This window comes from Hymenobacter terricola, assembly GCF_017921975.2.
GTDB lineage: Bacteria > Bacteroidota > Bacteroidia > Cytophagales > Hymenobacteraceae > Hymenobacter > Hymenobacter terricola.
The window spans coordinates 1-23,585 of the sequence record NZ_JAGEMO020000092.1 but is presented as its reverse complement, the minus strand read 5'-3'; the positions used below and the strand labels follow the sequence as shown (position 1 = coordinate 23,585).

General features: G+C 64.0%; 19 protein-coding genes and 1 pseudogene. 5 read left to right on the top strand and 15 right to left on the bottom strand.

Annotated elements, in window-relative coordinates; genetic code table 11:
• Positions 1-12 precede the first annotated feature (12 nt).
• The 8 genes from J4G38_RS25055 to J4G38_RS25020 form a co-directional block, all read right to left on the bottom strand.
• Positions 13-3,588, bottom strand: a complete 3,576-nt coding sequence (locus J4G38_RS25055; RefSeq protein WP_210521569.1) for a hypothetical protein — start codon at positions 3,586-3,588, stop codon at positions 13-15.
• Positions 3,589-3,615: 27 nt separating this feature from the next.
• A complete protein-coding gene (locus tag J4G38_RS25050) occupies positions 3,616-4,071 on the bottom strand; it encodes a hypothetical protein (RefSeq protein ID WP_210521570.1) in 456 nt (151 codons plus the stop codon).
• Positions 4,072-4,150: 79 nt separating this feature from the next.
• Positions 4,151-4,495 carry a hypothetical protein gene (locus J4G38_RS25045; RefSeq protein ID WP_210521571.1) on the bottom strand — a complete coding sequence of 115 codons (345 nt, stop codon included), beginning with the start codon at positions 4,493-4,495 and terminating at the stop codon, positions 4,151-4,153.
• Between the two features lie 245 nt (positions 4,496-4,740).
• Positions 4,741-5,283 (bottom strand): hypothetical protein, encoded by a 543-nt coding sequence (locus J4G38_RS25040; RefSeq protein WP_210521572.1) that lies wholly within the window; start codon positions 5,281-5,283, stop codon positions 4,741-4,743.
• Positions 5,284-5,421: 138 nt separating this feature from the next.
• Positions 5,422-5,892 (bottom strand): hypothetical protein, encoded by a 471-nt coding sequence (locus tag J4G38_RS25035; protein ID WP_210521573.1) that lies wholly within the window; start codon positions 5,890-5,892, stop codon positions 5,422-5,424.
• Positions 5,893-5,945: 53 nt separating this feature from the next.
• Positions 5,946-6,275, bottom strand: a complete 330-nt coding sequence (locus J4G38_RS25030; protein ID WP_210521574.1) for a hypothetical protein — start codon at positions 6,273-6,275, stop codon at positions 5,946-5,948.
• 159 nt (positions 6,276-6,434) lie between these two features.
• Positions 6,435-7,319: a universal stress protein gene (locus J4G38_RS25025; protein WP_210521575.1), complete on the bottom strand. Its 885-nt coding sequence runs from the start codon at positions 7,317-7,319 to the stop codon at positions 6,435-6,437.
• A 138-nt stretch (positions 7,320-7,457) separates the two neighbouring features.
• Positions 7,458-8,369 carry a bestrophin family protein gene (locus J4G38_RS25020; RefSeq protein WP_210521576.1) on the bottom strand — a complete coding sequence of 304 codons (912 nt, stop codon included), beginning with the start codon at positions 8,367-8,369 and terminating at the stop codon, positions 7,458-7,460.
• A 252-nt stretch (positions 8,370-8,621) separates the two neighbouring features.
• Between J4G38_RS25020 and pta the strand changes: the two genes are divergently transcribed.
• Positions 8,622-10,715: a phosphate acetyltransferase gene (gene pta / locus J4G38_RS25015; protein WP_210521577.1), complete on the top strand. Its 2,094-nt coding sequence runs from the start codon at positions 8,622-8,624 to the stop codon at positions 10,713-10,715.
• 106 nt (positions 10,716-10,821) lie between these two features.
• On the opposite strand, the gene J4G38_RS25010 is transcribed toward pta, so the two are convergent.
• On the bottom strand, positions 10,822-11,694 hold the full coding sequence (locus tag J4G38_RS25010) for an NAD(P)H-binding protein (protein WP_210521578.1): 873 nt from the start codon (positions 11,692-11,694) through the stop codon (positions 10,822-10,824).
• Positions 11,695-11,988: 294 nt separating this feature from the next.
• Here J4G38_RS25010 and J4G38_RS25005 point away from each other — a divergent pair, with 294 nt between their 5' ends.
• Entirely contained in the window at positions 11,989-12,606 is a 618-nt protein-coding gene (locus tag J4G38_RS25005; protein ID WP_210521579.1) for a TetR/AcrR family transcriptional regulator, read from the top strand.
• Between the two features lie 52 nt (positions 12,607-12,658).
• Positions 12,659-13,855, top strand: a complete 1,197-nt coding sequence (locus tag J4G38_RS25000; RefSeq protein WP_210521580.1) for an acetate/propionate family kinase — start codon at positions 12,659-12,661, stop codon at positions 13,853-13,855.
• Positions 13,856-13,891: 36 nt separating this feature from the next.
• On the opposite strand, the gene J4G38_RS24995 is transcribed toward J4G38_RS25000, so the two are convergent.
• The gene (locus tag J4G38_RS24995) at positions 13,892-14,311 is read right to left on the bottom strand and encodes a winged helix-turn-helix transcriptional regulator (protein WP_210521581.1); all 420 of its coding nucleotides are present in this window, start codon (positions 14,309-14,311) and stop codon (positions 13,892-13,894) included.
• A gap of 99 nt (positions 14,312-14,410) precedes the next feature.
• Between J4G38_RS24995 and J4G38_RS24990 the strand changes: the two genes are divergently transcribed.
• The gene (locus J4G38_RS24990) at positions 14,411-15,277 is read left to right on the top strand and encodes an SDR family oxidoreductase (RefSeq protein WP_210521582.1); all 867 of its coding nucleotides are present in this window, start codon (positions 14,411-14,413) and stop codon (positions 15,275-15,277) included.
• Between the two features lie 190 nt (positions 15,278-15,467).
• Here J4G38_RS24990 and J4G38_RS24985 read toward each other — a convergent pair.
• From J4G38_RS24985 to J4G38_RS24975, 3 genes and pseudogenes are all read right to left on the bottom strand, one after another.
• Positions 15,468-16,305 (bottom strand): annotated as a pseudogene (locus J4G38_RS24985) (cytochrome ubiquinol oxidase subunit I).
• Between the two features lie 168 nt (positions 16,306-16,473).
• Positions 16,474-19,128 carry a cation-translocating P-type ATPase gene (locus J4G38_RS24980; protein ID WP_210521583.1) on the bottom strand — a complete coding sequence of 885 codons (2,655 nt, stop codon included), beginning with the start codon at positions 19,126-19,128 and terminating at the stop codon, positions 16,474-16,476.
• A gap of 63 nt (positions 19,129-19,191) precedes the next feature.
• A complete protein-coding gene (locus tag J4G38_RS24975) occupies positions 19,192-20,784 on the bottom strand; it encodes an oleate hydratase (RefSeq protein WP_210521584.1) in 1,593 nt (530 codons plus the stop codon).
• A gap of 284 nt (positions 20,785-21,068) precedes the next feature.
• Here J4G38_RS24975 and J4G38_RS24970 point away from each other — a divergent pair, with 284 nt between their 5' ends.
• Complete coding sequence (locus tag J4G38_RS24970; RefSeq protein WP_210521585.1) at positions 21,069-21,779, top strand: cupin domain-containing protein; 711 nt, start codon at positions 21,069-21,071, stop codon at positions 21,777-21,779.
• A 179-nt stretch (positions 21,780-21,958) separates the two neighbouring features.
• On the opposite strand, the gene J4G38_RS24965 is transcribed toward J4G38_RS24970, so the two are convergent.
• Positions 21,959-23,095, bottom strand: coding sequence for an alpha/beta hydrolase (locus J4G38_RS24965; RefSeq protein WP_226163835.1), 1,137 nt, complete (start codon positions 23,093-23,095; stop codon positions 21,959-21,961).
• Positions 23,096-23,408: 313 nt separating this feature from the next.
• On the bottom strand, positions 23,409-23,567 hold the full coding sequence (locus J4G38_RS29265; RefSeq protein ID WP_226163232.1) for a transposase: 159 nt from the start codon (positions 23,565-23,567) through the stop codon (positions 23,409-23,411).
• Between the last annotated feature and the right edge of the window lie 18 nt (positions 23,568-23,585).

Sequence of the window (23,585 nt, the reverse complement as noted above, 5' to 3'; positions counted from 1 at the left end):
GGGCAGGAATGACTAGTCGGGGGCCGCGTCGGAAACGGGGAGTTCGAGCCGCGGCGGGGCGGGCGGCAGGGCCTTGGGAGCCTTGGTAGTCTGGGTGTAAGCCGTGTACCAGCCCAGGCTTTGCGGGGTGGCGGTGGCATTAGGATTGCCGAACAGGAAGAAGTTGACCGACCCGTTCGGCGGGAAGCTCAGCACGAGGAATTTCAGTGCGATGTCGTTGATTTTCATCAGGTACGACACCTTGTCGTCGGCCACGGTGAGCAGCACACTGCCAATGTTGAGGCGCAGCACGCCCTGCAGGCTGAAGAACGGGGCCTGCGGGTTCACGCCCGGCAGCTTCAGGCCGGCCGTGGCCCCGGTGCCGCCCACGTTCCAGGCCATCAGAAACACTGAGTTGAAGCCCAGCGAGCCGGCCAGCGCGCCCAGCGTGCCCATGTTCAGGTTGAATTGTAGCCCGTACCAGGGGCCGCTCACGCCCTGCTTCTGGGCCAGGCTGGGCAGGTTCACGCTCAGGTAGCCCTGCGCGGCCGGCGAGTTGGCCTTGTCGCCGCTCGTGATGCCGGTGAGCTGCAGCGGGAAGTGGTTCACCAGGCTGCCCGGCCGCACGTTGCTCTGGCTGGGGTCGAAGCTCACCTGGCTGATGTCGAACGCGTAGGTAACCGCCGCCGGCGTGGCCAGCGGAAACGACAGGTTGACGTTGAGGTTGGCGAAGCTCAGGCCCGTATTCGGCGTGCCGTAGGAGAGCAGGTCGAAGCCCGTGAGGGCGTTGAAATCGAGGTAGCCCCAGAGCGAAAACACGGAGCTAATCAGCTGGTCGTCTTTGGTCTGCGAAACCAGCGTGTTGAAGGTGGCCTTCACCACTTCCACGGCCCCCAGCACCGGGCTTTGCACCTGGAGCACGTAGCTGCTGCCACCCGCCGCGGCCGGCAGGCTGTTGAACGCGTACACCGGCGTGCCGTCGTGGTCCTCGTAGCTGCCCGCGAACAGCAGCAGGTTCTGCCGGTTGGCGGTTTGCACCCGCTCCCCAAACACGCGGTTGACGGTGAGGGCCAGGTAGCTGCTGTAGTTCGTGATTTTGGAGTTCGCGAACAGCACTTTCAGCGAGAGCACCCGGAAATTATAGTCCACCGCCGTGTTGATGGGGGCTTCCTGCTGGTACCGGGCCACCGAGTAGCCCAGCGACTCAAACACCTGGTCTTCGTAGTCAATCAGCCCGAACATGGCGCTGTTCTGCTGCATTTGCAGGGTGCCGGGCATGGCGCCGGCCTGCACGAAATTGACGTCGATGCCAAAGTGGTGGGCCGAAAACCGGGCCAGGTCGATGCCCGCCAGCAGGCCCTGCAAGCCCTCGGGGAAGTCCAGGGGGCTGATGTCCACGTTCAGCCCGAGGATGCCCTGCCAGTTCGGGTCCGCGACGGCGGTGGCGAAGGCGAGGTAGTCGGGGTCGGTTTGGGCCCGCGTCACGCTGCTTTGCAGGTAGTTGTCGAGCCAGGTGGGCAGCGAACCCAGGCTGCCGCCGGCGTCGGTGTAGTTGAACAGCGCCGGCGTGGCCCACTGGCTGGGCTGCCGCACGAGGTCGGTGAGGGCCAGGTCGCTGCGGAACTTGAAGAGCAGGATGTTTTTGAACATCCCGTTGGGGTTCTGGCTGGGAATGTTGAACGTGAACGGCCAGCCCTCAATCGACATTTCGTTGAAGGAACTGGTCGTGAAGTCGCCCAGCACGTAGGTGGTTTCGGTCAGCTTCACATTCGAGGAAATCACCAAAAACAGCTGGTTGGTCTGGAATGCCGATTGCAGCCCGGCGCTCAGCGTGTCGAATTCCAGGGAGTAAGCCACGGCCGTCAATTTGCCGTCCACCAGCTCGTTTACCAGGTTGCTGGCCAGTTGGAGCTTGTCCCACACGCCGGTGGTCGGGTCCACTTCGATGTACAGGCCCTGCGGGCTGGTCGAGTGAATCACGGTGTCGGCGGCGGTTCCGGTTGCCCCGGCGGCTTGCAGCTGGGCCCGCCGGGCCTGCCGCTGCGCGACGGCCGCCGCCGACTGCGGGGCCAGCGCCTGGGCAATGGTGGCCTTGCGGCTGGGGCTCAGCACCTGCTGCTCGTACTGCTGCAATACCGCCAGCTGGCTGCCCACCGGCGTGCCGCCATACGGCACCAGCGGAAACGCCAGCCCCGCCGGCCCCGCCGACAGCACCCCGGACGACGGCGTGTAGTACCCCAGAAAGCTGCTGTACTGCGCCGAAATATCCTGGCCCGGCGCGTACAGCGCCGCGCCGTCGGGCTGGGCGTAGTACACCACGGGGCTGTTGGTGTTGCTGCCCGGCACCACGTTGGCCCAGGCCGTCACGTAGGGGCCGCCCAGCAGCGTGCCGGCCGAATTCGGCAGGGTAGGGCTGCCCGGCACGAAGCCCGCCGCATAGGCCGCCGCGCCCGGCTTGAACCACAGCAAATCGCCGGTATTGGTGGCCAGCTGGGGCGTGAAGCTGATGGCCTCGGTGCCGGCCAGGCCGCACAGCAGCCGCAGCTGCCCCAGGGCATCCACGGTGGGAGCGTAGGTGGCGGGCACCCCCAGCGTGTAGTAGCCGCTGGGCTGCAGCACCCAGGTATCGTTCGGATTATCAGTATTCTGGTCGTTCAGCACCACCCGTGACGCCTGGGGACCGGGGAAGCGCTGCCCCGCCGCGTCGGTCACGAAATCGGCCACGGGCAGCAGCGCCACGGGGTAGCCGTAGTCGGTGAGCAGGGCGGTGGGCAGCACCGTGGGCTGCGTGCCGGATGATTGCGGCAGCAGCGTCTGGCCGGTGAAGGCCACGTAGGTTTGAGCGCCGTTCAGCAGCGCAAACGGCGCGAAGCTCACGTCGGTCAGCACCAGGTAGTTGGCCATGGCGGACTCGAACAGGGGCGAGTCCAGCGTGACCGGCTGGCCGGTTTCGGGGTTGGGGTAATAGTACTTCAGCCCCACATCGAAAGCCGGCAGCTGGGCCGCGTCGAAACCCACGCCGAAGAGCAGATGGGCCGCGCCCTGGCCGGTCATCGGCACGTAGAAGTATTGCAGCACGCTGGCCTGCGCGCCGTAGGGGTTGCAGCGCAGCGTGGCCGCCGGGCTGGGCAAATACTCCGGCACCGCGAAGGCGTAGCGGTTCAGCACGGTATCGGCCAGCACAGTCACACTGTTGCTCACAAAGAGCGTCATGAAGTTGTTGCCCACCGAGTAGTTGAAGGGCTTCAGAATGCCGAAGGAGTTGGGGCCCGTGCCGTTCAGCCAGAAGGTGGGCGTGCCGTAGCCGGGCACCACGTTGGGGTCGGCCAGCCACATCAGGCCCAGCTGCAGGTACTGCGCCGGGCCGGATGCCTTGGCGTAGGCGCGCACGTTGGCCACGAATGTGGCGGGCGGTACAGTAGGCGCCAGCGGCGCAAACACCACGAAGCCCGCGGTGGCATTCACCTGGGCGAATGACAGCGGGGTGGTGCTGCTGCTGCCGTCGGTGGCGGCCACGAAAGCACACCAGCCGTTGGCGCTGCCGGTGGCCACAAACAGCGAAGCATCGCCCGAGGCGCTGTTGTCAAAGCTCAGAGTTGGAGTAGACATACCACGAAGCAGAAAAGAATGGACGGGTCAGGGCACGGCGTACCAGCCAATCAGGTCGCCTTTGAAGGTGAACTGCTGGTTGTTGCCCGAATAGGTGAACCTGCCGGACAGGGTGGAAATCTGGCCCGGCTGCGGCGCGGCAATCAGCTGGAGCGCCAGGGTGCCGTGCGCCTTGCCGTAGCCCACCTGCACGTCGAAGGTGAAGGTGGGCGCGGTCGCGTTCAGCTGCCGGATGCCGGCCAGCTGCGTGGCCACGTAGATGGTGCACTGCACGGCTGTGCCCGAAGGGGCCAGCCGGTAGCACAGCAGAATGTCGCCAAACTGCCGGGCCGCGCTGTCGCCGGGGGCCAGCAGCACGCGCTGCCCATACGGCGTGGGCGTGGCCGGCACCGGGGGGCCGGGGGCGATGGTCGGGAGGCTGGTTTGGGCCCGGACTACCGGCCCCGCCAGCAGCAGCAGGGCAAACGCGAGCCGGCACAGCATGGCGGCGAAGCCGCGTGCACTACGCGCAGGGCCTTCGGCATTATTCCCCAAAGGCCCTGCCGTGGTTAGCACGCGGGGCTTACGGATTGTTTGGCCACTGGCAGATTTGCTCGCTGAAGGCCACCGGGTCGTTCCCGTTCTGGTCGGTGGCGTGGCCCACTGCCAGCACCTGTCCCGAATCGAACCCGAAGGCGGCCCGGAAGGTGAGGCTGGTGATGCTGAGTTTCTGATGGCCCACGCCCATTTCCACGTTGGTGGCGCTGTTCTGCACCGGCGACAGGGTTATCTGCCCAAAACTGCCCGCCGGACTCGAAAACGTGGTGGTCGATACCTGCATCCCATTGATAATGGAAACGGTGGTCGAGGTCGTCACGCTGTTGGAAAGCATGGCGGGTTGGGTGTACGGATACTGCGAGGCAGCCATAAACAAAAAATAAGGAAGGATTGCCTACTCTGTTCCGGCTTTTCGGCATCGGCCGCGTCAATGCATATTGACCCGACAAATGACCGATATTCGTTTAGTAATATGTAGCGTATAACTACCTGATTTAGAAAGCACGTATAACTACCTAGTGAGGGGCTGAGGTGACCAGATAAATCCTGCGGTAATGCTATTTTTGCCAGACTGCTGCTGGCGGTCGTCGCGGCGGAACTGCCCGCCGCGACGACCTACTTAAATATATTGAAATCCAGGCGGAACGCCTTTTTCTCAATCAGGGAGCGCCAGTCGACGAACAGGAGCACGAAAAGCAGCAGCAGGCTGGCCGAAAGGCCCACGATGGATTGCCAGGAAAAAACCGAGGCGCGGAGGCTGCCGAGGTTCTTCGCCGCGTAGCCGCCCATCGACAGGGCCACGCTGTCGCTCGTGAGCTTGCCCACAAAAAAGGCCGGGATGATGTATAAGGGCCGTATCCGGGCCATGCCCCCGGCCAGAAACAGGGGCGTGGTGGGCAGCGGCAGCAGCGAATAGGTCACGATGGCCGCCTGGCTCCGCCAGCCCTTTGCTTTCAGCTTCTCGCCCAAAAACTGAACATCCGCGTTTTTGGCGGGCTTGAAAACCTTGGCCGACAAGTGCGGGATATACAGCGTGAGAATGTATCGGCCCAAAATGGAGCCAGCCACTCCAATGCCGAGCACGGCCCACATATCAAGGCCGTATTTCACCTGCAAATAGAGCATGATGGTGAAGGCCGGCAGAAAGGGAAACGGCACAATATCGAAGAGGAGCGCCCCAAGAAAAACGAATAAATAAGGCCACCACATAGGGCTGGGTTAGGATGCTGAAAGCCTGGCGGCTGGGTTTATGGAAGTGGGGCACGGCACAGCAGAGCGGCTCGACGGAGCCAGTCGCTATTTTTTGGCCCGCTTGTTCTTCACCCGCGAGCCATCGGCCCGGAACACCACGGGGTGGTGGCTGCCTTCGATGCTGACCTCAACCTGATACGTTTTTACGCCCGCGTCCGATACATAGATGGCGGCTTCGGTCACCTGGTATTCGCTGTAGTCGTGGGCCAGGGTGGCCCGCACCCGCGCCGGCAGCTTGGCCGGCGGAATGGGTAACCTGGTGGCCGCCAGCGTGCCGATGGGGGAAATCTGCACGGCCATCGGGCTGCCCCGCCGCCGGAAGCTGGCCGTGTACTGGCCGTCGTCGGCTTTGGTCCAGGCCACGGTTTTTGCCGCCGGGAACTTCGCTTTAAAGGCGGCGCGGGCGGCGGGCGGCACTTGGGCAGGTGGCAGCACCTGCGCCGGAGCGGCCCAGGAAAAGGCCATCAGCAGCAGGAACAGCAAGCATTTGGGCAGGGCTGCCGGGAGCGTAGTCATGGGGTAGCGGCTGGTGGTTGGCAGCTTTCGGACTGAAACAGCCGAAATGCCGGCTAGAGGCGATTTAGCAGCTTCACGATTTGGCGCTTGCGCTTGCCCAGCCTGGCTTGCAGGCGGCTCATCAGCTCGTGGCCCTTGCCTTCGACGTAGGCCAGGCCGTCCTCGGTTAGGTGAGTGTGTTTCTGTTGCAGATTGGTTTTTAGGGTGTTCCCGTCGTTGCGCAGGCGCAGGCGATGGTCCAGCTTCCAGGCACGGAATTGGCGGCGTTTCGCCATGCTTTTTTCAGAGTAGGGCAGGATGCCGGCGAGCGCACCTACCCCGGCCCCAGCCAGCGCGGTGAGCAGAACTTTACCAGCCTTGTTTTGGGGAGTTTCGCACGTCATAAGTGGTAGAATAAGAAATGAAAACGGGTTGGTGAGCGCACCGGGCCGGGGGTGGGGCCGGGCAGTGAAGGGCTTTGCGAAGGTTCGACCTTAACCAAAGGTAATGATTTGATAACAATTATGTTGAGCTATGATTTTTGTTATTCAGTGCCCCGGGTATTAAAACGCCAGGCGGTACTCGGCGGGTTGGGCAGGCATCTTCTCCTGCTTTTCAACAGTGGGCAGCAGCAGCATGGGCACGGAGCAGATGCGCACCACTTCCTCGGCCACGCCCAGGCCGAACACCCGGCCCATCAGGCTGCGAGGCCGCACGGGCAGCACCAGCATATCGGCCTGCACGTCGTGGGCCGCCTGCACAATGCCCCCGCCCCGTGGCTCGTGCGCCACCGAATAGGTGGTGCAGGCCGCCGAGGCCGGCAGCAAGCCGTTGCGCCGCACGGCCGCCTCCGCCCAATGCAGGCTGCCATCGGCCGGGGCATCGGGCCGGGCAATGTGCACCACGCAATAGGCCGCGTGCCAGCTGCCCAGCAACGGCCCCAGCGCCAGCGCGGCCGCATTGAGCTGCACCAGATGCTCATCGACGGCAATGGCCACCAGCCGGGGCAAGCACGGCGTTTGAATGGCGGCTTCGGGCACCAGCAGCACGGGCAGGCCGGTATCGCGCAGCGCGGGCAGCACCTCGTTAGCCAGCAGCTTTTCCAGCACGTTGTGCTCCGGCGTGAGGCCCAATACCAGCACCTGGGGCTGCCAGCGGCGAATTGCGTCGCTGAGAATTGCGAACAGCATGCCATCGCGGCTTTCCACCACGGCCGGCACGGGGAGCTGCGCAGCCAGCTGCTGCAAGGTCCCGACATTGGCCTGCTGCTGGTCGTAATATTCCTGGGGAATGACGACCAGGCCCGAATCGGCGCTGAGGATGGGCGCGGTTTCGAGGTTCAGCAGGACTAATTGACCGCCCAGCGGGGCCGCCAGCGCAGCGGCGTAGGCAACGGCCTGCTGCGAGCAGGGCGAGAGGTCAGCAATGACTAAAAAAACGGGTCTCATGGCGGGGGGGGCTGAGTGATGGTCGGAGAATGCGCCAAAGGTTCAGCCATAGCAGGTGGTTCGGCGCTGACTATCATCAGGCCGGATTATGACTCTCGTCATGTCCGGCCGTGTCCGGCTCGGGCGGCTGGGCCGGCATCACATCAGATAAAACCCGCCGGCCGGCATTGGCGCCGGGGCGGGAGCTTCCTGGAGCAGCTGCCGGAGGTCGGTTTCCACGGCGCGGGCGATGGCCGTGACGGGCGTATCGGTGGGCTTGTTGCTGAAGGGGTCCTGCAGGTAGCGGGCGGTGCGTTCGAGCAGGAAAAAGGTGGAGGCCACGGCCAGCAGCACCGGCGTTTCCCAGCCCCCGATGGTTTCGATGAGGCCCAGCGAAAGCATGATGAGAAAGAGGTAGATGGACGAGTACACCATCAACCGGTAGCTGGTCGGAAACACGGTGCTCTTGATGCGCTCCGCCCCGCCCATGGCATCGCCGAGGCGCATGAGCGTGGCATCGAGCTGCACCTGCTGAAAGGCGTTGATGGCCTGGGCCTCGAAGAGGGCTTTTACCTGGCCGGTGTGCAGAGCGAGCAGCGCCAGGGGCTTGTTGGCGGGCTGCTGCAAGTAGGCCAGCTCCGTTGTGGAGAGGTAGTTTTGCAGCCCGGCGGCGGCGGGCAGGCCGCGCAACGACTGGCCCAGGCTATAGCACCAGGCCATCTGGCGGTAGGCCATGGCGGGCAGCGGCGCAGCGGGGCCGGGCTGGTGCAGCACCTCGTCGCGCACGAACCCGCGGAGCTGGAGCACCAGCGTGCGCGAGTCGTTGGCAATGGCGCCCCACAGCTTGCGGGCCTCCCACCACCGGTCGTACGACTGGCTGATTTTGAAGGCCAGCAGTAGCGAGATGGAGCTGCCCAGAATGGTGACCAGCGGCAACGGAATGAGCGGCAGCTGCGCGGGAAATACCCGTTTCAGGGTTTGGAAGCACAGCGAAATCAGCAGCACCCGAATAACATCGGGCCGGAGGTGCTTGAAAACGTAGCGAACGGGCAGCCTGGTATCGAGCAGCATAGCAGCGGCGGAGCGGAAAGAAATATGGCCCCACAGTAGGGGTTGTACCCTACCGAAGGGGGCAGCTGGGCCGGTAAAGGTGCGGCCCGCGCCGCCGCCGTCCCATGACGATTGTTAGCCTTCTCAGTGAGCTTGCTCATTCCAATTGTAGCCCAAACAAAGAGTAGTTTGCAGGCGTTGCCACCGTGGTGGGCGCGGCGCCGTAGGAACGAGTGCGTCTTTGCCGGCCAACCCGTCTTTATTATCTCCTTCATGACCAAAGCCGTTTTCATCGCCACCGCCGAGCCCTACAGCGGCAAGTCCATCGTCGCGCTGGGGCTGGTGAACCTGCTGCTGGGCCAGGCCCGCAAAGTGGGCTACTTCAAGCCCATCATCGACTACGACCCCGCCGAGCGGCCCGACGCCAACCTCGACACCATCACGCGCTACTTCCGGCTGCCGCTGCCCCCCGCCGATACCTATGCCTACACCCGCGCCGAGGCCCTGCGCCTGATGGAAGCCGGCGAGCAGGGCGAGATGATTGACCACATCATCCACCAGTTCAAGCAGTGGGAGGATAATTACGACTTCACCGTGGTGGAGGGCAGCAATTTCCTGGGCGCGGGCACGGCCTTTGAGTTCGATGCCAACGTGTCCATCGCCAAAAACCTGGGCGTGCCGGTCATCATGGTCGTGTCGGGCGAGGGCAAGAGTACGGCCCAGGTTATCAGCGCAGTACTCACGCTGCTGCACGGCTTCGAGGCCCGCGAGGTGCCCGTGCTGCTGGCCGTGGCCAACCGCGTGGCCCCGGCGCAGGCGGAGGACGTGCGTGAGCTGCTGCGCGGCCAGCTGCCGGCCGAAATTCTGCTGGCCGTCATCCCCGAAGATGCCAACCTGCTGCACCCCACGATGGGCGAAATTCAGGCCGCGCTGGGCGGCGAAGTGCTGTTTGGCGAGGCCGGGCTGGGCAACCAGGTCGACAACTATGTCATCGGGGCCATGCAGGTGCCCAACTTCCTCAACTACCTCAAGGAGAACGTGCTGATTGTGACACCCGCCGACCGGGGCGACATCATTCTGTGCGCCTTGCAGGCCAATACGTCGTCCAGTTACCCGCGCGTGGCGGGCATCGTGCTCACGGCCGGCACCGGGCCCGATGAGCCCATCCGCCGTCTGCTGGAAGGCCTGCCCAACGTGATGCCCATTCTGGTGGTGCCCACCGGCACGTTCGAAACCGCCACCCGCGTGGGGGCCATCCGCTCGCGCCTGACGGCCGATAACCCGAAGAAAATTCAGCTGGCCCTCAGCACGTTCGAGCGCTACGTGGAGGTGCGGGCGCTGGAGGAAAAGATGGTCAGCTTCCAGCCGGTGGGGCTCACGCCGCACATGTTTCAGTACCGGCTGCTGCAATGGGCCAAGCGCACGCGCCGCCACATCGTGCTGGCCGAGGGCAACGACGACCGCATCCTGCGGGCCGCCGCGCAGCTGCTCCAGCAGGACGTGGTGGACCTCACCATTCTCGGCAACCCCGACGAAATCACGGCCTCGGCCAAGCGCCTGGGCATCAGCCTGCCCGCCGGCCATCTGCACCTCGTCGACCCCGTGCAATCGGAGCACTACGCGGCCTATGTGGAGACGTTTTATGAGCTGCGCAAAGACAAGGGCGTGAACCACGACATGGCCCGCGACCTGCTGCGCGACGTGTCCTACTTCGGCACCATGATGGTGCGCCAGGGCCACGCCGACGGCATGGTGTCCGGGGCGGTGCACACCACGCAGCACACCATCCGGCCGGCCCTCCAAATCATCAAGACCAAGCCGGGCGTTTCGGTGGTGTCGTCGGTGTTTTTCATGTGCCTGCCCGACCGCGTGACCGTGTTCGGCGACTGCGCCGTGAACCCCAACCCCACGGCCGAGCAGCTGGCCGAAATCGCCATTTCCTCGGCCGAGAGCAGCCTGGCTTTCGGCATTGAGCCCCGCGTGGCCATGCTCTCGTACTCGTCCGGCACGTCCGGCGCGGGGGCCGACGTGGAGAAAGTGCGCGAAGCCACTGAGCTGGTTCGCCAGAAAATTCCTGCCCTGAAAATCGAAGGCCCTATCCAGTATGATGCCGCCGTGGACCCGCTGGTAGGCCGCCAGAAACTGCCCGATTCGGAAGTGGCCGGCCAGGCCAGCGTCTTCATCTTTCCCGATTTGAACACCGGCAACAACACCTACAAAGCCGTGCAGCGCGAAACCGGGGCCCTGGCCATCGGCCCGGTTTTGCAGGGCCTGAACAAGCCGGTGAATGACCTCAGCCGCGGCTGCACCGTGGACGACGTGTTTAATACGGTGGTGATTACCGCCATTCAGAGCCAGCAGGGGTAACGGAAACGCGCTGGTTTTTTACGGCGCGCCGCCCTTCAAAAAACGAATAGCGCGAGCGCCAGCAAGACAAAGTTGAACCGCATATTGGCCCCCTCGCCCCGACTACTTAAAAAGCCGCCGCAAATTCCCTGGCAAAATCCTCCAGTTTCACCTTGCCCATTGCGGGCTTGTGCAGCTCGTAATCGGCCCCCAAGGCGCCGCTGTTGATGCTGGCGTACAGCTCCACGATGCCGGTGGCCATGTGGGCCGGCACGCCGTTCTTTTCCAGATTTTCCTGCATTTGCGCATCGGTGAAGGTCACCCAGGCCAGGTCCGGCTTGCCGATGGCGGCCCCCAGGATGCGGGCGGCTTCGTTGGCGGTGCGCTCGTCGCTGGCCACGTAGCGCACGGCCGGCCCGGTTGGAGCGGTTAGCTCTTCGGCGGCGGCGGCGGCAATGTCTCGCGGGTGCACCAGCGCCACCTTCACCTCGCCGCCATAGTTGGCCCCCATAAAGCCCGCCCCTTTTATCATCCCGACAAAGCTGTACCAGTTGGTATAGAAGGAGGTGGGGCGCAAATACGTGATGGCCACGCCGGACAGCTCATTCAGGATGCCTTCCACATCGTGCGAACCCAGGATGATGCCAGTGCCCTTATCCAAATGCGCCCCCCAACTGCTGAGCTGAACCACCCGCTTAATGTCTGCCTGCTGAATGGCCTGGGCGTAGCTGCGGCCAATGCTGCGGTAGTACGCTCGCGAATCAGGCGCGGCAAAGTTGGGCGGCACCATCGCATACACCGCATCGGCTCCGGCGAAGGTGGACGCCAGAAAATCAGCATCTTCCAGCGAGCCGATGGCGGCAGCGGCCCCCAGGGCCTCAATGGCAGGCTGCTTCTCCGGCTGGCTGCTGATAACCGTCACGGCATGGCCTTTTTGGACCAGCTCCGTGGCCAGGGGCTGGCCGATGTTTCCTAACGAACCGGTTACGATGATTTTCATGGGGGCCTGGAGTGGATGTGTGCTCACAAATATACTACACCGTGTAGTATACTTAACGGCACTGCCGTAAAAAAATAGTTGCGGCGCTACAAAACCAGCGGGCCGCGGGCCGGGGAGTGAGGAGTACCGGCGGGCGGGCTGATATTTGCACCAGGCCGGCGGGAAGCCCAGGCCCCGCCTAGCCAGAAACAACGACGCCGGCCAGCTGACTCAGCCGGCAGTTGACCGGTAGCGCCCGCTGAAGCTTCGGCTTTTAAGGAGCTGCTACCAGCTTATTATTCAGTAAAAAAAAGGATGGCCAAACGCGGTGACGAGCTTCGGAAACAGGTGCTACACGCTGCCAAGGCGGTGTTCATGGAAACCGGCTTCGAACGGGCTTCGATGGACCGCATTGCCGGGCACGCGGGGACAACCAAGCGCACGCTGTACGCCCACTTTATCAGCAAGGAGAACCTGTTCCTGGCCGTGTTTGACCTCGTGCTGGACTTGCAGATGGACCACCTGCAAGCGCCGGCCGACTACGCCACCGACCCCGAACAGGCCCTGGTGCTGTTTTGCGGCCGCTTTCTCGAAACGGTGCTGTCGAGCAAGCCCCTGCGCCTGTGCCGCCTGGGCATCACCGAGGCCGAGCGGTTTCCGCAGGGCGCCGTGCGCCTGCACGAGGCGCTGTTTGACAACGCGCAAGCCCGCGTGGCGCAGTTCCTGCACGAGCGGCTGGCAGTAGCGCCCGCCGCGAGCCAGCAGCTGGCCCAGGAGCTGTTGGCGCAGCTGCTGTATCCGCGCTTTACCCGAGCCCTGTTCGGCGCGGTCGAACCCCAGGCCAGTTGGTCAGACGACCTGGGGGGCAGTCCCGCCGTTGATCTGAACATCATCCGCAGCGCGGTGGCCGCCCGCTTGCCGCTAAAAAAATGACGCTGGCCCGGCCACTTCTTTGGCGGGTATTTCTACTATTTAAGCGCTACCAATGAACATCTTCGTCGTCAATTCCGGCAGTAGCTCCATCAAATACCAGCTGTTCCGCTGGCCCGCCGAGCTGCCGGTGTGCAGCGGCATGGTGGAGCGCATTGGCTCGGCGCAAGCCAGTATCTCGCACAAGGTTTTTGATGCGCGGGGCCAGGTCGCCGAGCAGCACCAGACCCAGCCCATTCCCGATTTTGAGGCGGGCCTGCGCGAAGTAGTGCGCCTGCTCACGGCTGGCCCCGAGGCCGTAATTCCCGAGCCGGGCGCCATTGCGGTGGTGGGGCATCGCGTGGTGCACGGCGGCGCGTTCTTTACCGCGCCGGCCCTGATTACGGCCGAAGTGAAGGCCGAAATCCAGCGGCTGTTTGCGCTGGCCCCGCTGCACAATCCAGCCAATTTTCAGGGCATTGAGGTCGCGGAGCGGCTGTTTCCGCAGGCGCGGCAGGTGGCGGTGTTCGATACGGCGTTTCACCAGACCTTGCCGGAATACGCTTTCCGCTACGCCCTGCCCACGGCACTTTATGCTGAGCAGCGCATCCGCAAATACGGTTTTCATGGCACCAGCCACCAGTACGTGGCCGCGCAGGCCGCTGCCTACCTGGGCCAGCCCGATGCGCGCATTATCACCATTCACCTCGGCAACGGGTGCAGCATGGCAGCGGTGCGCGGCGGCCGCTCGCTGGACACCAGCATGGGCTTCAGTCCGCTGGCCGGGCTGGTGATGGGCACGCGCTCCGGCGACCTCGACCCCGCCGTGCTGCTGCACCTGCTGGGGCCGTTGGGCTACACCACGGAGCAGGTTAACACCCTGCTCAACAAGGAAAGCGGGATGCTGGGCCTCAGCGGTTTCAGCGACATGCGCGACATTACGCAGGCCCTGAACGCCGGCGATGCCCGCGCCGAGCTGGCCTACGAAATCTACGCCTACCGCATCCGCCAGTACATCGGGGCCTACGCGGCGGTGCTCAATGGACTGGACGCCATCGTGTTCACGGCCGGGGTGGGGGAGAACGATGCCCTGGTGCGGGCGCGCGCCTGCCGGGACCTGTCGTTTTTCGGGCTGGAGCTGGACGAGGCCAAAAACCAGCAGCGCCAGCCGGGCATGCGCGATATCAGCGGGCCAAATTCCAGGGCTCGAATTCTGGTTATTCCCACTAACGAGGAACTGGAAATTGCCCGGCAGTGCGCCGCGCTGCTGTAGCGCGGGCCTGGTCGTTCGCGCCCACTTCCCTTCAGACTACTCCACTCCAAATGCCCGGCGCGCCTCGGCAATGGCCGGCGCGTGGGCCGTGGCCCAGTTGCCCAGCTCCACCACGGCCCCCAGCAGGCTGCGGCCGAGGGCGGTGAGGCGGTACTCCACGCGGGGCGGCACCTCGGCGTAGGCGGTGCGGGTTATCAGGCCGTCGGTTTCGAGGGAGCGGAGCGTGACGGTGAGCATGCGCTGCGAAATGCCCTCGATGTGCCGGCGCAGCTCGTTGAAACGCAGGTTGTCGGCCCGGCCCAGGTGCAGGATGGTAAGCAAGGACCATTTATCGCCGATGCGGTCCAGAATGTCGCGCACGGGGCAGAGGCCGGGGCCGTTTTTTGAAACGGTCAAAATATTTTCCAGCGCGGCCGCCATGCTATCGGTCTGCGGTTCAGCAACAGTTACTTCCATGTGACTTAGGCAGGTTGAAGTGCCTTCTTGCGGTGCGCAAAAGGGCCAGATACCTTTGAGTTATTAAAAGTAACCATTGGCCCTTAAACCTCCAAACTCATGCTTGCCATCACCGGCGCTACTGGCCACCTCGGCCAGGCCACCATCCAATCTTTGCTGCTCAAAGTCGCTCCTGCCGAAATCGTCGCCGTGGTGCGCGACCTGACCAAAGCCGACGGCCTGCGCCAGCAGGGCGTGCAGGTCCGGCACGGCGACTACAACGATTTCGATTCGCTGGTAGCCGCGTTTCAGGGTGTTGCTACCGTGCTGCTGATTTCGACCAGCGAGGTCGAATTTGCGCCCCGCGTGCAGCAGCACCAGAACGTGATTGACGCGGCTAGGCAGGCCGGCGTGCCGCACCTCATCTACACCAGCGTGCTGAACCCGTCGCGGGATTCGCACTTCGCCGCTTCGCCCAGCCACGCGGCTACCGAGGACTACCTGCGGGCCTCCGGTTTGGCCTACACGCTGTTTCGCGATACGCTGTACCTGGATTTGGTGCCCGAGTTTGCCGGGCCCGACGTGCTGCCCAGCGGCAAGCTTTACTCCGCCGCCGGCGAGGGCAAAGTGAGCTACGCCCTGCGCATCGAAATTGCCGAAGCCCTGGCTAATGTCCTCACCAGCACCGGCCACGAAAACCAGACCTACGACATCGGCCCCGGCCCGTCCTACTCGGCCCGGGACATTGCCCGCACGCTGAGCGAAGTCACCGGCCAGCCCGTGGAATACGTGCCCATCACCACCGATGCGCTGGCCGCCGGCATGCGCGGGCAGCAGGTGCCCGAGCCCTTTGTGAATTTGATGGTGGGCATCGTGAAGGCCATGGAGGCCGGTGAGTTGGAGTCAGCGGACCCAACGTTTGAGCGGCTGCTGGGCCGCAAGCCCACCGACCTGAAAACCTATCTGACCACGGTTTACGCCAAGTAAAAGCACCGACGACTGCGCATAGAAAAGCCCGGGTTTCCAGCCGTTTTGCTGGAAGTTCGGGCCTTCTTTCGTCTTGGTTGACCCAGGTTGCGGAGCAGCCGCGTAGCGGCGGAGAAGGTTTGTAGCAAACCGGGCGAAGCAAGGCCAACGCCGCGTAGCGGTGGCAGAGGCATATGAAAATCTGTCACCGCTACGCGGCTACCAGCGTGAGGCCAATAAGCGCCGTGCCGATGGCCACCATCAGGTGGTAGGTCTGGAACACGAAGTTGACCGGCGGCCGGTCCTCGGGCCGGAAACTGTTCAGCCCGCGCACCGGGGCGTTGAAATCCTGGTGCAGCAAGTAGCTCAGGCCGCCGGAGATGCTCAGGCCCGTGACGTGCTGGGTGTTGGTATCGACCCGGCCCAGCAAGTACATATCGGCCGGCCCGGAGGCGGCGTAGTGGCCTTCGAAGGCGGCCTTCGGGATTTCCACGAAGCGGCCCTTGAGCAGGCACCGGGCGCTCACGCTCAACACCAGGAAGCTGCCCGACAGGAAGCCGCCGATGATGGCGTGCGACAGCCGGTCTACGCTGCTGGGGTTGAACACCATGGCCCAGAAATCCATCACTTCGGCCCGAGCCCACGATGTGAAACCTGGCCGGCGTTTGCTGCCAGGAATTGGCCACCACAATCCAGATGGCCGAAAACATGGAGCCCGGTGCCGCCATCACGGTAGCAAAGAAGTGTACCCGCGGCGACACCCGGTGCCAGCCGAAGAGCAGAATGCCCAGAAAGCCCGACTCCAGGGCAAAGGCAAAAATGCCTTCCGCCGCCAGCGCCGAGCCGAAGATGTCGCCCACGTAGCGCGAGTAGGTGGCCCGGTTGGTGCCAAACTCAAACTCCACCACAGTGCCCGTGGCCACCCCAATGCCGAAGATGAGCGCGAAAATGCGAATCCAGAGCTGCGTCAGGTGCTCAAAAAGCGGGTTGCGGGCTTTCAGAAACAGGCCTTCCTTGGCCATCAGCACCACGCCCGGCCCAATGCCCATCGGCGGGTAGATGTAGTGAAGCGCAATGGTGAAGGCAAATTGAGCGCGGGCAAGAATTTCGACAGCTATGGCATGGAAAAATCCGGGCAATGCTGTAAGGGTAGTTTGCATTGGGACGCGATAGTATCCGAACCTGAGAACCCCGCTGCAACTGGCCGTTGGCTGGGCTCAGAGCCGCCCGTGCTCCTCCGGCTGAAACCGGCCAATCAGGTAGCCCAGCAGCTGGCCCAGCACCAGCACTGCCCCGGCCGGCACCAGGATAAAAAGCAGCCCCAGCGGGGTGAGGGGCTGAATATTGAGTAATTCCCGCAGCAAGGGCACGAAATAGGTAATCAGCAGTAGGCCGGTGCACAAGGCCTGCGCCAGCCACACGTAGCGGTTGCGCAGCACGTCGTTGTGGCGCAGCGGGGTGCGCACGCCGGCCATGTTGAAGACGTGCACCATCTGGGCCAGGGCCAGGGCATAGAACAGGATGGTGGTGGCCGTGGCCGGGGCGAAACCGGCCTGGTGCCGGGCCAGGTAGTAGCTGCCGAGCAGGGCGGCGGTCATCAGCCCGGCGTAGCCAGCTGCCAGGCGCCAGTCGCCGGGCCGCATCATGGGGCCCTGGGGAGAGTGGGGCGCGTGCTCCATCACGCGGGGGCTGCCCTGGCCGACGCTCAGGGCCAGGGCCGGGAAGATGTCGGTTACCAGGTTCAGAAACAGGATTTGCAGGGGCAGCAGCACCGCGCCACTGCCAATCAGGCCCGCCGCCATCACCACCAGCAACTCGCTCAGGTTGCAGGACACCAGGTAGAGCACGAAGCGCCGGATGTTGGTGAAAATGACGCGGCCCTGCTCCACGGCCACCACCACGGAGGCGAAGGAATCGTCGCGCAGCACCAGGGCGGCGGCTTCGCTGGCCACCTGGGTGCCGCGCAGGCCCATGGCCACGCCAATATCGGCCTTTTTGAGGGCGGGCGCATCGTTCACGCCGTCGCCAATCATGGCCACGATGTGGCCCTGCTGCTGGTAGTAGCTGATGAGGTCGAGCTTCTGGGCGGGGCTGACGCGGGCAAACACGCGGGTTTGCGCCATGCGCGGGTCGGGGGTTTCGGGGTGGGCAAGCAGCGCGGCCAGGTCGGTTCCGGTGACGACGGTCGTGTCGTCTTCAGCGGCCAGGTGCACCTGCCGGGCCACCGTGAGGGCCGTGGCGGGGTGGTCGCCGGTCACCATCAGCACCCGGATACCGGCCTTCCGGCAAGCCTCGATGGCTGGAATAACTTCGGGCCGGGCGGGGTCGAGGAAGGCCACCAGGCCCAGCCAAACCAGGTCGTGGGCTAAGTTGTCGGGATTTTCATCGGTGGGCACGCGGCAGGCCAGGCCCAGGGTGCGCAGGCCGGTTTGGGCCAGCTCTTCGGCCCGCTTCAGCCACTCGGCCGGCTCGGCGAGGGGCTGCGGGCCGGTGGCGGTATGCTGCGCGGTGCATTGGCGCAGCACTTCCTCGGCGGCCCCTTTCACGGCTATCCAGGGCTGGCCGCCGGGCAGGCGGTGCAGGGTGGCCATCAGGCGGGTATCGGAGTTGAAGGGCTGCTCGGCCAGGCGCTCGGCGGCCTGGGTGGCGGGCACATCGAAACCGTGCCGGTGGGCCAGGGCCAGCAGGGCCACTTCCAGCGGGTCGCCAAGTGCGGCCGGGCTATCGGGCGCGTAAGTGGCGTTGTTGCACAGCACGGCCGCCCGCAGCAGCAGCTGGCAGGCTTCGCCCGAAAGGGCTTTTTCGGCGGCGACAGCTTCTTCCGCTTTCGGCGGAAAACCGAGGCGGGCTTCGGGCAGCCAGACGGTGTGCACGGCCATCTGGTTCTGGGTGAGCGTGCCGGTTTTATCGGTGAAAATGATGTCGGTGCCGCCCAGGGTTTCCACGGCGGCCAGCCGCTTGACGAGGACGCGGCGCTCGGCCAGCCGCAGCATGCCGTAGGCCAGGGCCAGCGTGGCCACAATGGACATGCCTTCGGGAATGGCGGCCACGGCCAGCACCACGGCCATTTCGAGCAGCTGGCCCACGGGCTGGCCCCGCCACAGGCCCACCGCCACGTACCCGGCCGCCAGTGCCACCGTGAACAGGATGAGCTGGCGGGTGAGGCGGCTGAGCTTGGCTTCGAGGGGCGTGGCCGTGGGCTCGGCCTGCTGCACCAGCCGCGCAATTTCGCCCAGCTGGGTGCCGCCGCCCACGGCCGTGACGTAGGCGCGCCCGGTGCCGTTCACCACGGCCGTGCCCTTGAACAGGCGGTTGGGTTGGTCGGTCATCGGCGCCCCGGCGGCCGGCTCGTCCGGCTTTTTGCTCACCGGCATGGATTCCCCGGTGAGGGCCGATTCGTTGACTTGCAGCTGCTGGGCCTCGAACAGTTCCGCATCGGCGGCTACCACCTCGCCGGCTTCCAGCAGCAGCACATCGCCAATGGTAAGCTCGTCGGCGGGCACGGCCTGCACCTGGTCGTCGCGCAGCACGCGGGCCGTGGCGCGGCCCATGCGGCGCAGGGCCGTCATCGAGGCCTGGGCCTGCCATTCGAGCCCGAAGCCAATGCTGGCGTTAATCAGGATAACCGCCAGGATGGCGCAGGCCTCCACCCGGTCGTTAAACACAAACGACGCCACGGCCGCTGCGCCCAGCACCGCCACAATGAGGCTGCGAAACTGCCGCAGCAGCACCCGCACCCAGCTATCGGGGGGCGTGGCGTCCACAGCGTTGGGGCCGTATTGCCGGAGGCGGGCCCGCGCCTCGGCCGCGGTGAGGCCGGTGGGACGGGTGGCGGGGGCTTCCGGGGGTGCGGTTTCGACGGCGATGGACATGGCGGGACGGACCAGGGCCCAGTATCAAGTGCGAGCTGCGGAAGTTACCACACCGGCCGTGGCCTAGCGGTGCATGGCCTTCATGGCGTTGTAAAGCACTTTCACGTCGTGCTGGCCTTTGTAGACGGCGGGCGGCTTTTTATCGAGCTTCAGCAGCTCGTACACTGCCATTTGGGCCGAGCGCACGGAATATTCGACCGTGAACACCACATCGTCGGGCACTTCGGCAAACTGGCCCAGGAAGGCGAAATTGGTCGAGCCCTGGGGCACCACTTCCGGCCGGTCGCCGGGGGAGCGGGTCAGAAACGGGCTGGTGATGTAGGGCAGCATGCACGGAATGCAGTTGGCGGAGGCAATGATGGCGGCCTGTTCCCCGGTGAAGTGCAGGTGTCCGAGCAGCTCGGTCAGGATTTCCTCGCCCGTGCAGGCGCTCATCTTCTTCTGCACGTAGTCGCCCACCCGGTCCGGAAACAGGCCGTAGCCCCAGAAAACCGTCACATCGGCGGGCTGGTTGCGGAAGTGCGGCTGGTAGGCCAGCACCACCGACAGCAGCCAGCTCGAATCGACGAGGGTGACCAGGGCCCCGGTACCGGCTTTGTTGCCCGAGAACTTGGCCATCAAATCGAAGAACCGGGTGCCCTTGCACGTCACGGTGAAGGACTCCCATTTGGCCTCGTCGGAGCGGCCGTCGAACACATAGGGCCGGCCGAAATCGGAGTATTTCGTGGCCACGGTTTTCCATAGCGCCCAGGCGCCGTCCACCTTGGTGGTGTTCAGTACCGGCGCGGCCGTCATCGAGCCCAGGGTGGAGTTGGCGGCCATCGAGCCGTTGGTCATCATCACCAAATCGTGGGGCCGCACGGCCTGGGTGTGGGGCTGCCCGGCCTGGGTGTAGCGCACGCCGGTCACCGTTTTCGCGTCCACATCGGGCGCAAAGTCCAGGTCCGTCACCTGGCAGCTCATCCGGAAGTCGACGCCCTGCGCCCGCAGCCAGGTCATGATGGGCAGCACAATGGAATCATACTGGTTGTAGGGCGTGCGGTCGACCCCGGCCAGGGTGCCGATGCGCGGAAATTCGTGGATGAAGCGCAGCAGGTAGCGGCGGAATTCCACCAGGCTGTGCCAGGGCTGAAAGGCAAACATGGTGGCCCACATCAGCCAGAAGTTGGTTTTGAAAAAGCCGGGCTTGAACCAGTCGTCGATGCGCTTGGTGCCGAGCAGCAGCTCGGGCAGGGCCATCAGCTCCACCATTTCCAGCCGGTCGGGCTCGGTGAAGCCCATGGAAGTAACGTCCAGAATGTAGCCTTCGCGGTTCACCAGGCGGGCCTGGGCCGAGGTCTTAATCTGGCGGTCGAACTCGAAAATATCGTCGTAGGCCGACTTGCCGGGGTGCTCCAGCGAGGGGATGGACGCCAGCACTTCGTAGGTGCAGAAGTACGTGAAATTCATCATCCGGCCGCCGCGCAGCACGTAGCCGCGCTCGGCCTGCCCGGCCGCGTCGAGGCTGCCGCCGGCCTGGGCCGCTTCCTCGAAAATGTGGATGTTTGCCCCCGGCACCTGGCCGTCGCGAATGAGAAACACCGCGGCGGCAAACGAGGCAATGCCGCCGCCCACGAGGTAGGCGTGGACAGCGGCTGGCGGGGTTGATTTGGCCATAATGGGGCGAAGTGGGAAGTGGCGATAAACGGAACGCTGCAAAGGTTCAGCCACCGGCCGCTGCCGTGCCCTGACGAGTATCAAGCCCGCAGATGACAAACATCATGGCAAGCTGGGGGGCAAGGCCAGGAAATTTGTGCTCAACAACGCGTTGGTGCGCTTTGCGTAGGAGAAAAGGCCCGCACCGGCTGATTTGTCGCAAAGCTGCATTTACAGCGACTCTGACTTTTTAACTCTGGACAAAGACTCCAAAACTGCTCTAGCTCCCCCTCTATATGGAACCCATGACCACTGTTTCTGAAGTACTCGCCCACCTGAAAAAGGACGGGTACACGGCCGACTTCAACCTGACGGACACCTGCCTGGTATGCCCCGAAAGTGCCCTGCGGCTGCACCCAACAGAGTTTGTAGTGGACAGGCACTACCGGTTCGAAGGTGCTTCGGACCCCGGCGATGAAGCCGTGGTGTACGCCATTTCCTCGCCGGTGCACCACGTGAAGGGCACGCTGGTGAACGGCTACGGGATGTACAGCGAAACGCTGGCCGATGACCTGGTGAAGGCCCTGCGCGAACCCGCAACCGCTTCGGCCCCCGCGCCGGCCGAAAAGCACAACATTGCCACGCCCCAGCGCCCCGAAGGCAACCGCCTGCTGGACGCGCCCCTGGTGACCATGGACCTGGTGGCGCTGCGCCACCAGATAAAGCAGGAGTCGGCCTGGCGCAGCAGCGACCGAAATGCCATCACCCTGCTCAAAACCAACGGCCTGCGCGTGGTGCTGCTGGCCCTGCACGCCGGAGCCGAGCTGAAAACCCACACCGCCCCCGGCGTCCTCAGCCTGCAGGTACTGGAAGGGCGCCTCAGCTTCCAGACCGAGCCGCAGGCCGCCGAACTGACGAGAGGGGAGCTGCTGACGCTGCACGCCGGCATTCCGCACCGCGTGACGGCCCACGAGGACTCGGTTTTCCTGCTCAGCATTGCCATGGCCGCCGCGTAGCAGCTTTCCTTTTTTGAGTTGTCAGTTGCTCGTTGTCAGTTGTTGGTGGGGTGATAAGCGTTTTCCGGTCGTGCTGAGCATGACGTGCCGGATGATTTTTCCGAATTTCCAGCCGGCTTCGGTTTGAAAAGATGGCGGCGCCATCCCGCCCGCCGCAACGCCTGGGATAAAGCGGGGAATTACCCCAGGTACTTTTTCAGCTGGGCGGCAGCGTGGACGAACAGGGACTTCGTAGTCGGCACCTCGGCCAGCCCGTTGAGCAGGCCAAAGTCGTGAATCACCCCGTCGTAACGGATGGTGGTTGCCGGCACGCCGGCCTCGCGCAGCTTGCGGCCGTAGGCCTCGCCTTCATCGCGCAAAACATCGTTTTCGGCCACCTGAATCAGGGCCGGGGGCAAGCCCTGGAGTTGCGCCACCGTGGCCTGTAGCGGCGAGGCGTGGATGTTTTTCCGCTGTTGCGGGTCCTGGATGTACATGTTGTACATCCACTTCATCGTCGCCGTCGTCAGGAACCGGTCCACCCCGAACTGCCGGTACGAGCCGGTGGTAAAATCGGCATCCATAATGGGCCACATCATGATTTGCAGCTTGACGCGGGGGCCGCCCTTTTCTTTGGCCTGCAGGCACGTTGCCGCCGTCATGTTGCCGCCCACGCTGTTACCCACCACGGCCAGGTTCTGCCCGTCCACGTTGATTTCGGCACCGTGTTCGGCCACCCATTTCATGGCGGCGTAGATTTCATTGATGGCCGTCGGGAAGGCGGCGTCCGGCGTGCGGGTGTAATTGACGAACACCGCCGCGTAGCCCGAGGCCACGACCAAATCGCGCACCATGCGCTGGTGGGTAGGAAAATCGCCCAGCACCCAGCCGCCGCCGTGAATGAAGATGAAAACAGGCAGGTTTTCCAAAACGCCCGCCGGGCGCACGATGTGCAGCAGCACGCTGTAACCATCCTGGACAATCGTTTTTTCGCTGACGTCAATGCCCGACAAGTTCACTGCAACGGCGGCCTGGGCTCCCGCCAACACCTTCCGGGCTTGCATGGCCGAGCAGGTTTCCAGGCCGGGGCCACTCCCGTTCAGCTCTTTGAGAAACGTACGCACCAACGGGTCCAGGTGCGGGTCAGTGGCATAATCCCGCACGGTAACGGGGGGCTCAGCTTCGTCTGTCAGGGTGTCGGTGCTTTTCGTCGAAAGCTGGGGCATGTGGTGTTGAATGATTTCGGCGAAGGAGAAAAAAGGGGCGGTGCTGGTCAGCAGACCCGCCGAGTCCAAAAAGTGCCGGCGGGAAACGGAGTTATCAGGCGGGGGTGCCATGGCAATACAATGTGAAGGTTAGGTGGGCAGCCGCTGGGGGCGCTCAAGGCCGCGCGGCAGCAGAGGACGGGCCTGGCTTTTTTACGGCGAGTCATTGGCTGGCAGGCCCGTCAAAGAGCCCCGCCCCCCGTGCGCGGAGTGGCCTCAATTCGTGTTCTACTCCTGTCAGGAGCAGAACCGAACAGGCCAAGTTGTGGGGGCAGTCCCGGGCGACAACCAGTTCCTGCCGTAAAATTGGGGGCTGCCTGCGCCGGTAGAAATGGACAATTAGCGCTTTTGCTTAGACAGTTGGGCTACTAGGACGTGTAAACAATTAAAGCCACATCAGGATGGCTCCGAGGGTGACCATTGCCAGAAAGGTGCTGGCGTTCTTTTCGTAGCGTGAAGCGAGGCCCCGAAACCGCTTGAGGCGGTTGAAGCAGCGTTCGATTTGGTTACGATTTTTGTAGACTTCTTCGTTGTGCTCAATCACTTGCGTCCGATTTTTTTT

Bases quoted from the DNA above. Each gene is read 5' to 3' on its own strand.
- pta (WP_210521577.1), top strand. From the start codon at position 8,622: ATGACCAAAGCCGTTTTCATCGCCACCGCCGAGCCCTACAGCGGCAAG.
- J4G38_RS25050 (WP_210521570.1), bottom strand. From the start codon at position 4,071: ATGCTGTGCCGGCTCGCGTTTGCCCTGCTGCTGCTGGCGGGGCCGGTA.
- J4G38_RS25030 (WP_210521574.1), bottom strand. From the start codon at position 6,275: ATGACGTGCGAAACTCCCCAAAACAAGGCTGGTAAAGTTCTGCTCACC.
- J4G38_RS25035 (WP_210521573.1), bottom strand. From the start codon at position 5,892: ATGACTACGCTCCCGGCAGCCCTGCCCAAATGCTTGCTGTTCCTGCTG.
- J4G38_RS25000 (WP_210521580.1), top strand. From the start codon at position 12,659: ATGAACATCTTCGTCGTCAATTCCGGCAGTAGCTCCATCAAATACCAG.
- J4G38_RS24980 (WP_210521583.1), bottom strand. From the start codon at position 19,128: ATGTCCATCGCCGTCGAAACCGCACCCCCGGAAGCCCCCGCCACCCGT.
- J4G38_RS25020 (WP_210521576.1), bottom strand. From the start codon at position 8,369: ATGCTGCTCGATACCAGGCTGCCCGTTCGCTACGTTTTCAAGCACCTC.
- J4G38_RS24990 (WP_210521582.1), top strand. From the start codon at position 14,411: ATGCTTGCCATCACCGGCGCTACTGGCCACCTCGGCCAGGCCACCATC.
- J4G38_RS25005 (WP_210521579.1), top strand. From the start codon at position 11,989: ATGGCCAAACGCGGTGACGAGCTTCGGAAACAGGTGCTACACGCTGCC.
- J4G38_RS24970 (WP_210521585.1), top strand. From the start codon at position 21,069: ATGACCACTGTTTCTGAAGTACTCGCCCACCTGAAAAAGGACGGGTAC.
- J4G38_RS25045 (WP_210521571.1), bottom strand. From the start codon at position 4,495: ATGGCTGCCTCGCAGTATCCGTACACCCAACCCGCCATGCTTTCCAAC.
- J4G38_RS25010 (WP_210521578.1), bottom strand. From the start codon at position 11,694: ATGAAAATCATCGTAACCGGTTCGTTAGGAAACATCGGCCAGCCCCTG.
- J4G38_RS24965 (WP_226163835.1), bottom strand. From the start codon at position 23,095: ATGGCACCCCCGCCTGATAACTCCGTTTCCCGCCGGCACTTTTTGGAC.
- J4G38_RS25025 (WP_210521575.1), bottom strand. From the start codon at position 7,319: ATGAGACCCGTTTTTTTAGTCATTGCTGACCTCTCGCCCTGCTCGCAG.
- J4G38_RS25055 (WP_210521569.1), bottom strand. From the start codon at position 3,588: ATGTCTACTCCAACTCTGAGCTTTGACAACAGCGCCTCGGGCGATGCT.
- J4G38_RS24995 (WP_210521581.1), bottom strand. From the start codon at position 14,311: ATGGAAGTAACTGTTGCTGAACCGCAGACCGATAGCATGGCGGCCGCG.
- J4G38_RS24975 (WP_210521584.1), bottom strand. From the start codon at position 20,784: ATGGCCAAATCAACCCCGCCAGCCGCTGTCCACGCCTACCTCGTGGGC.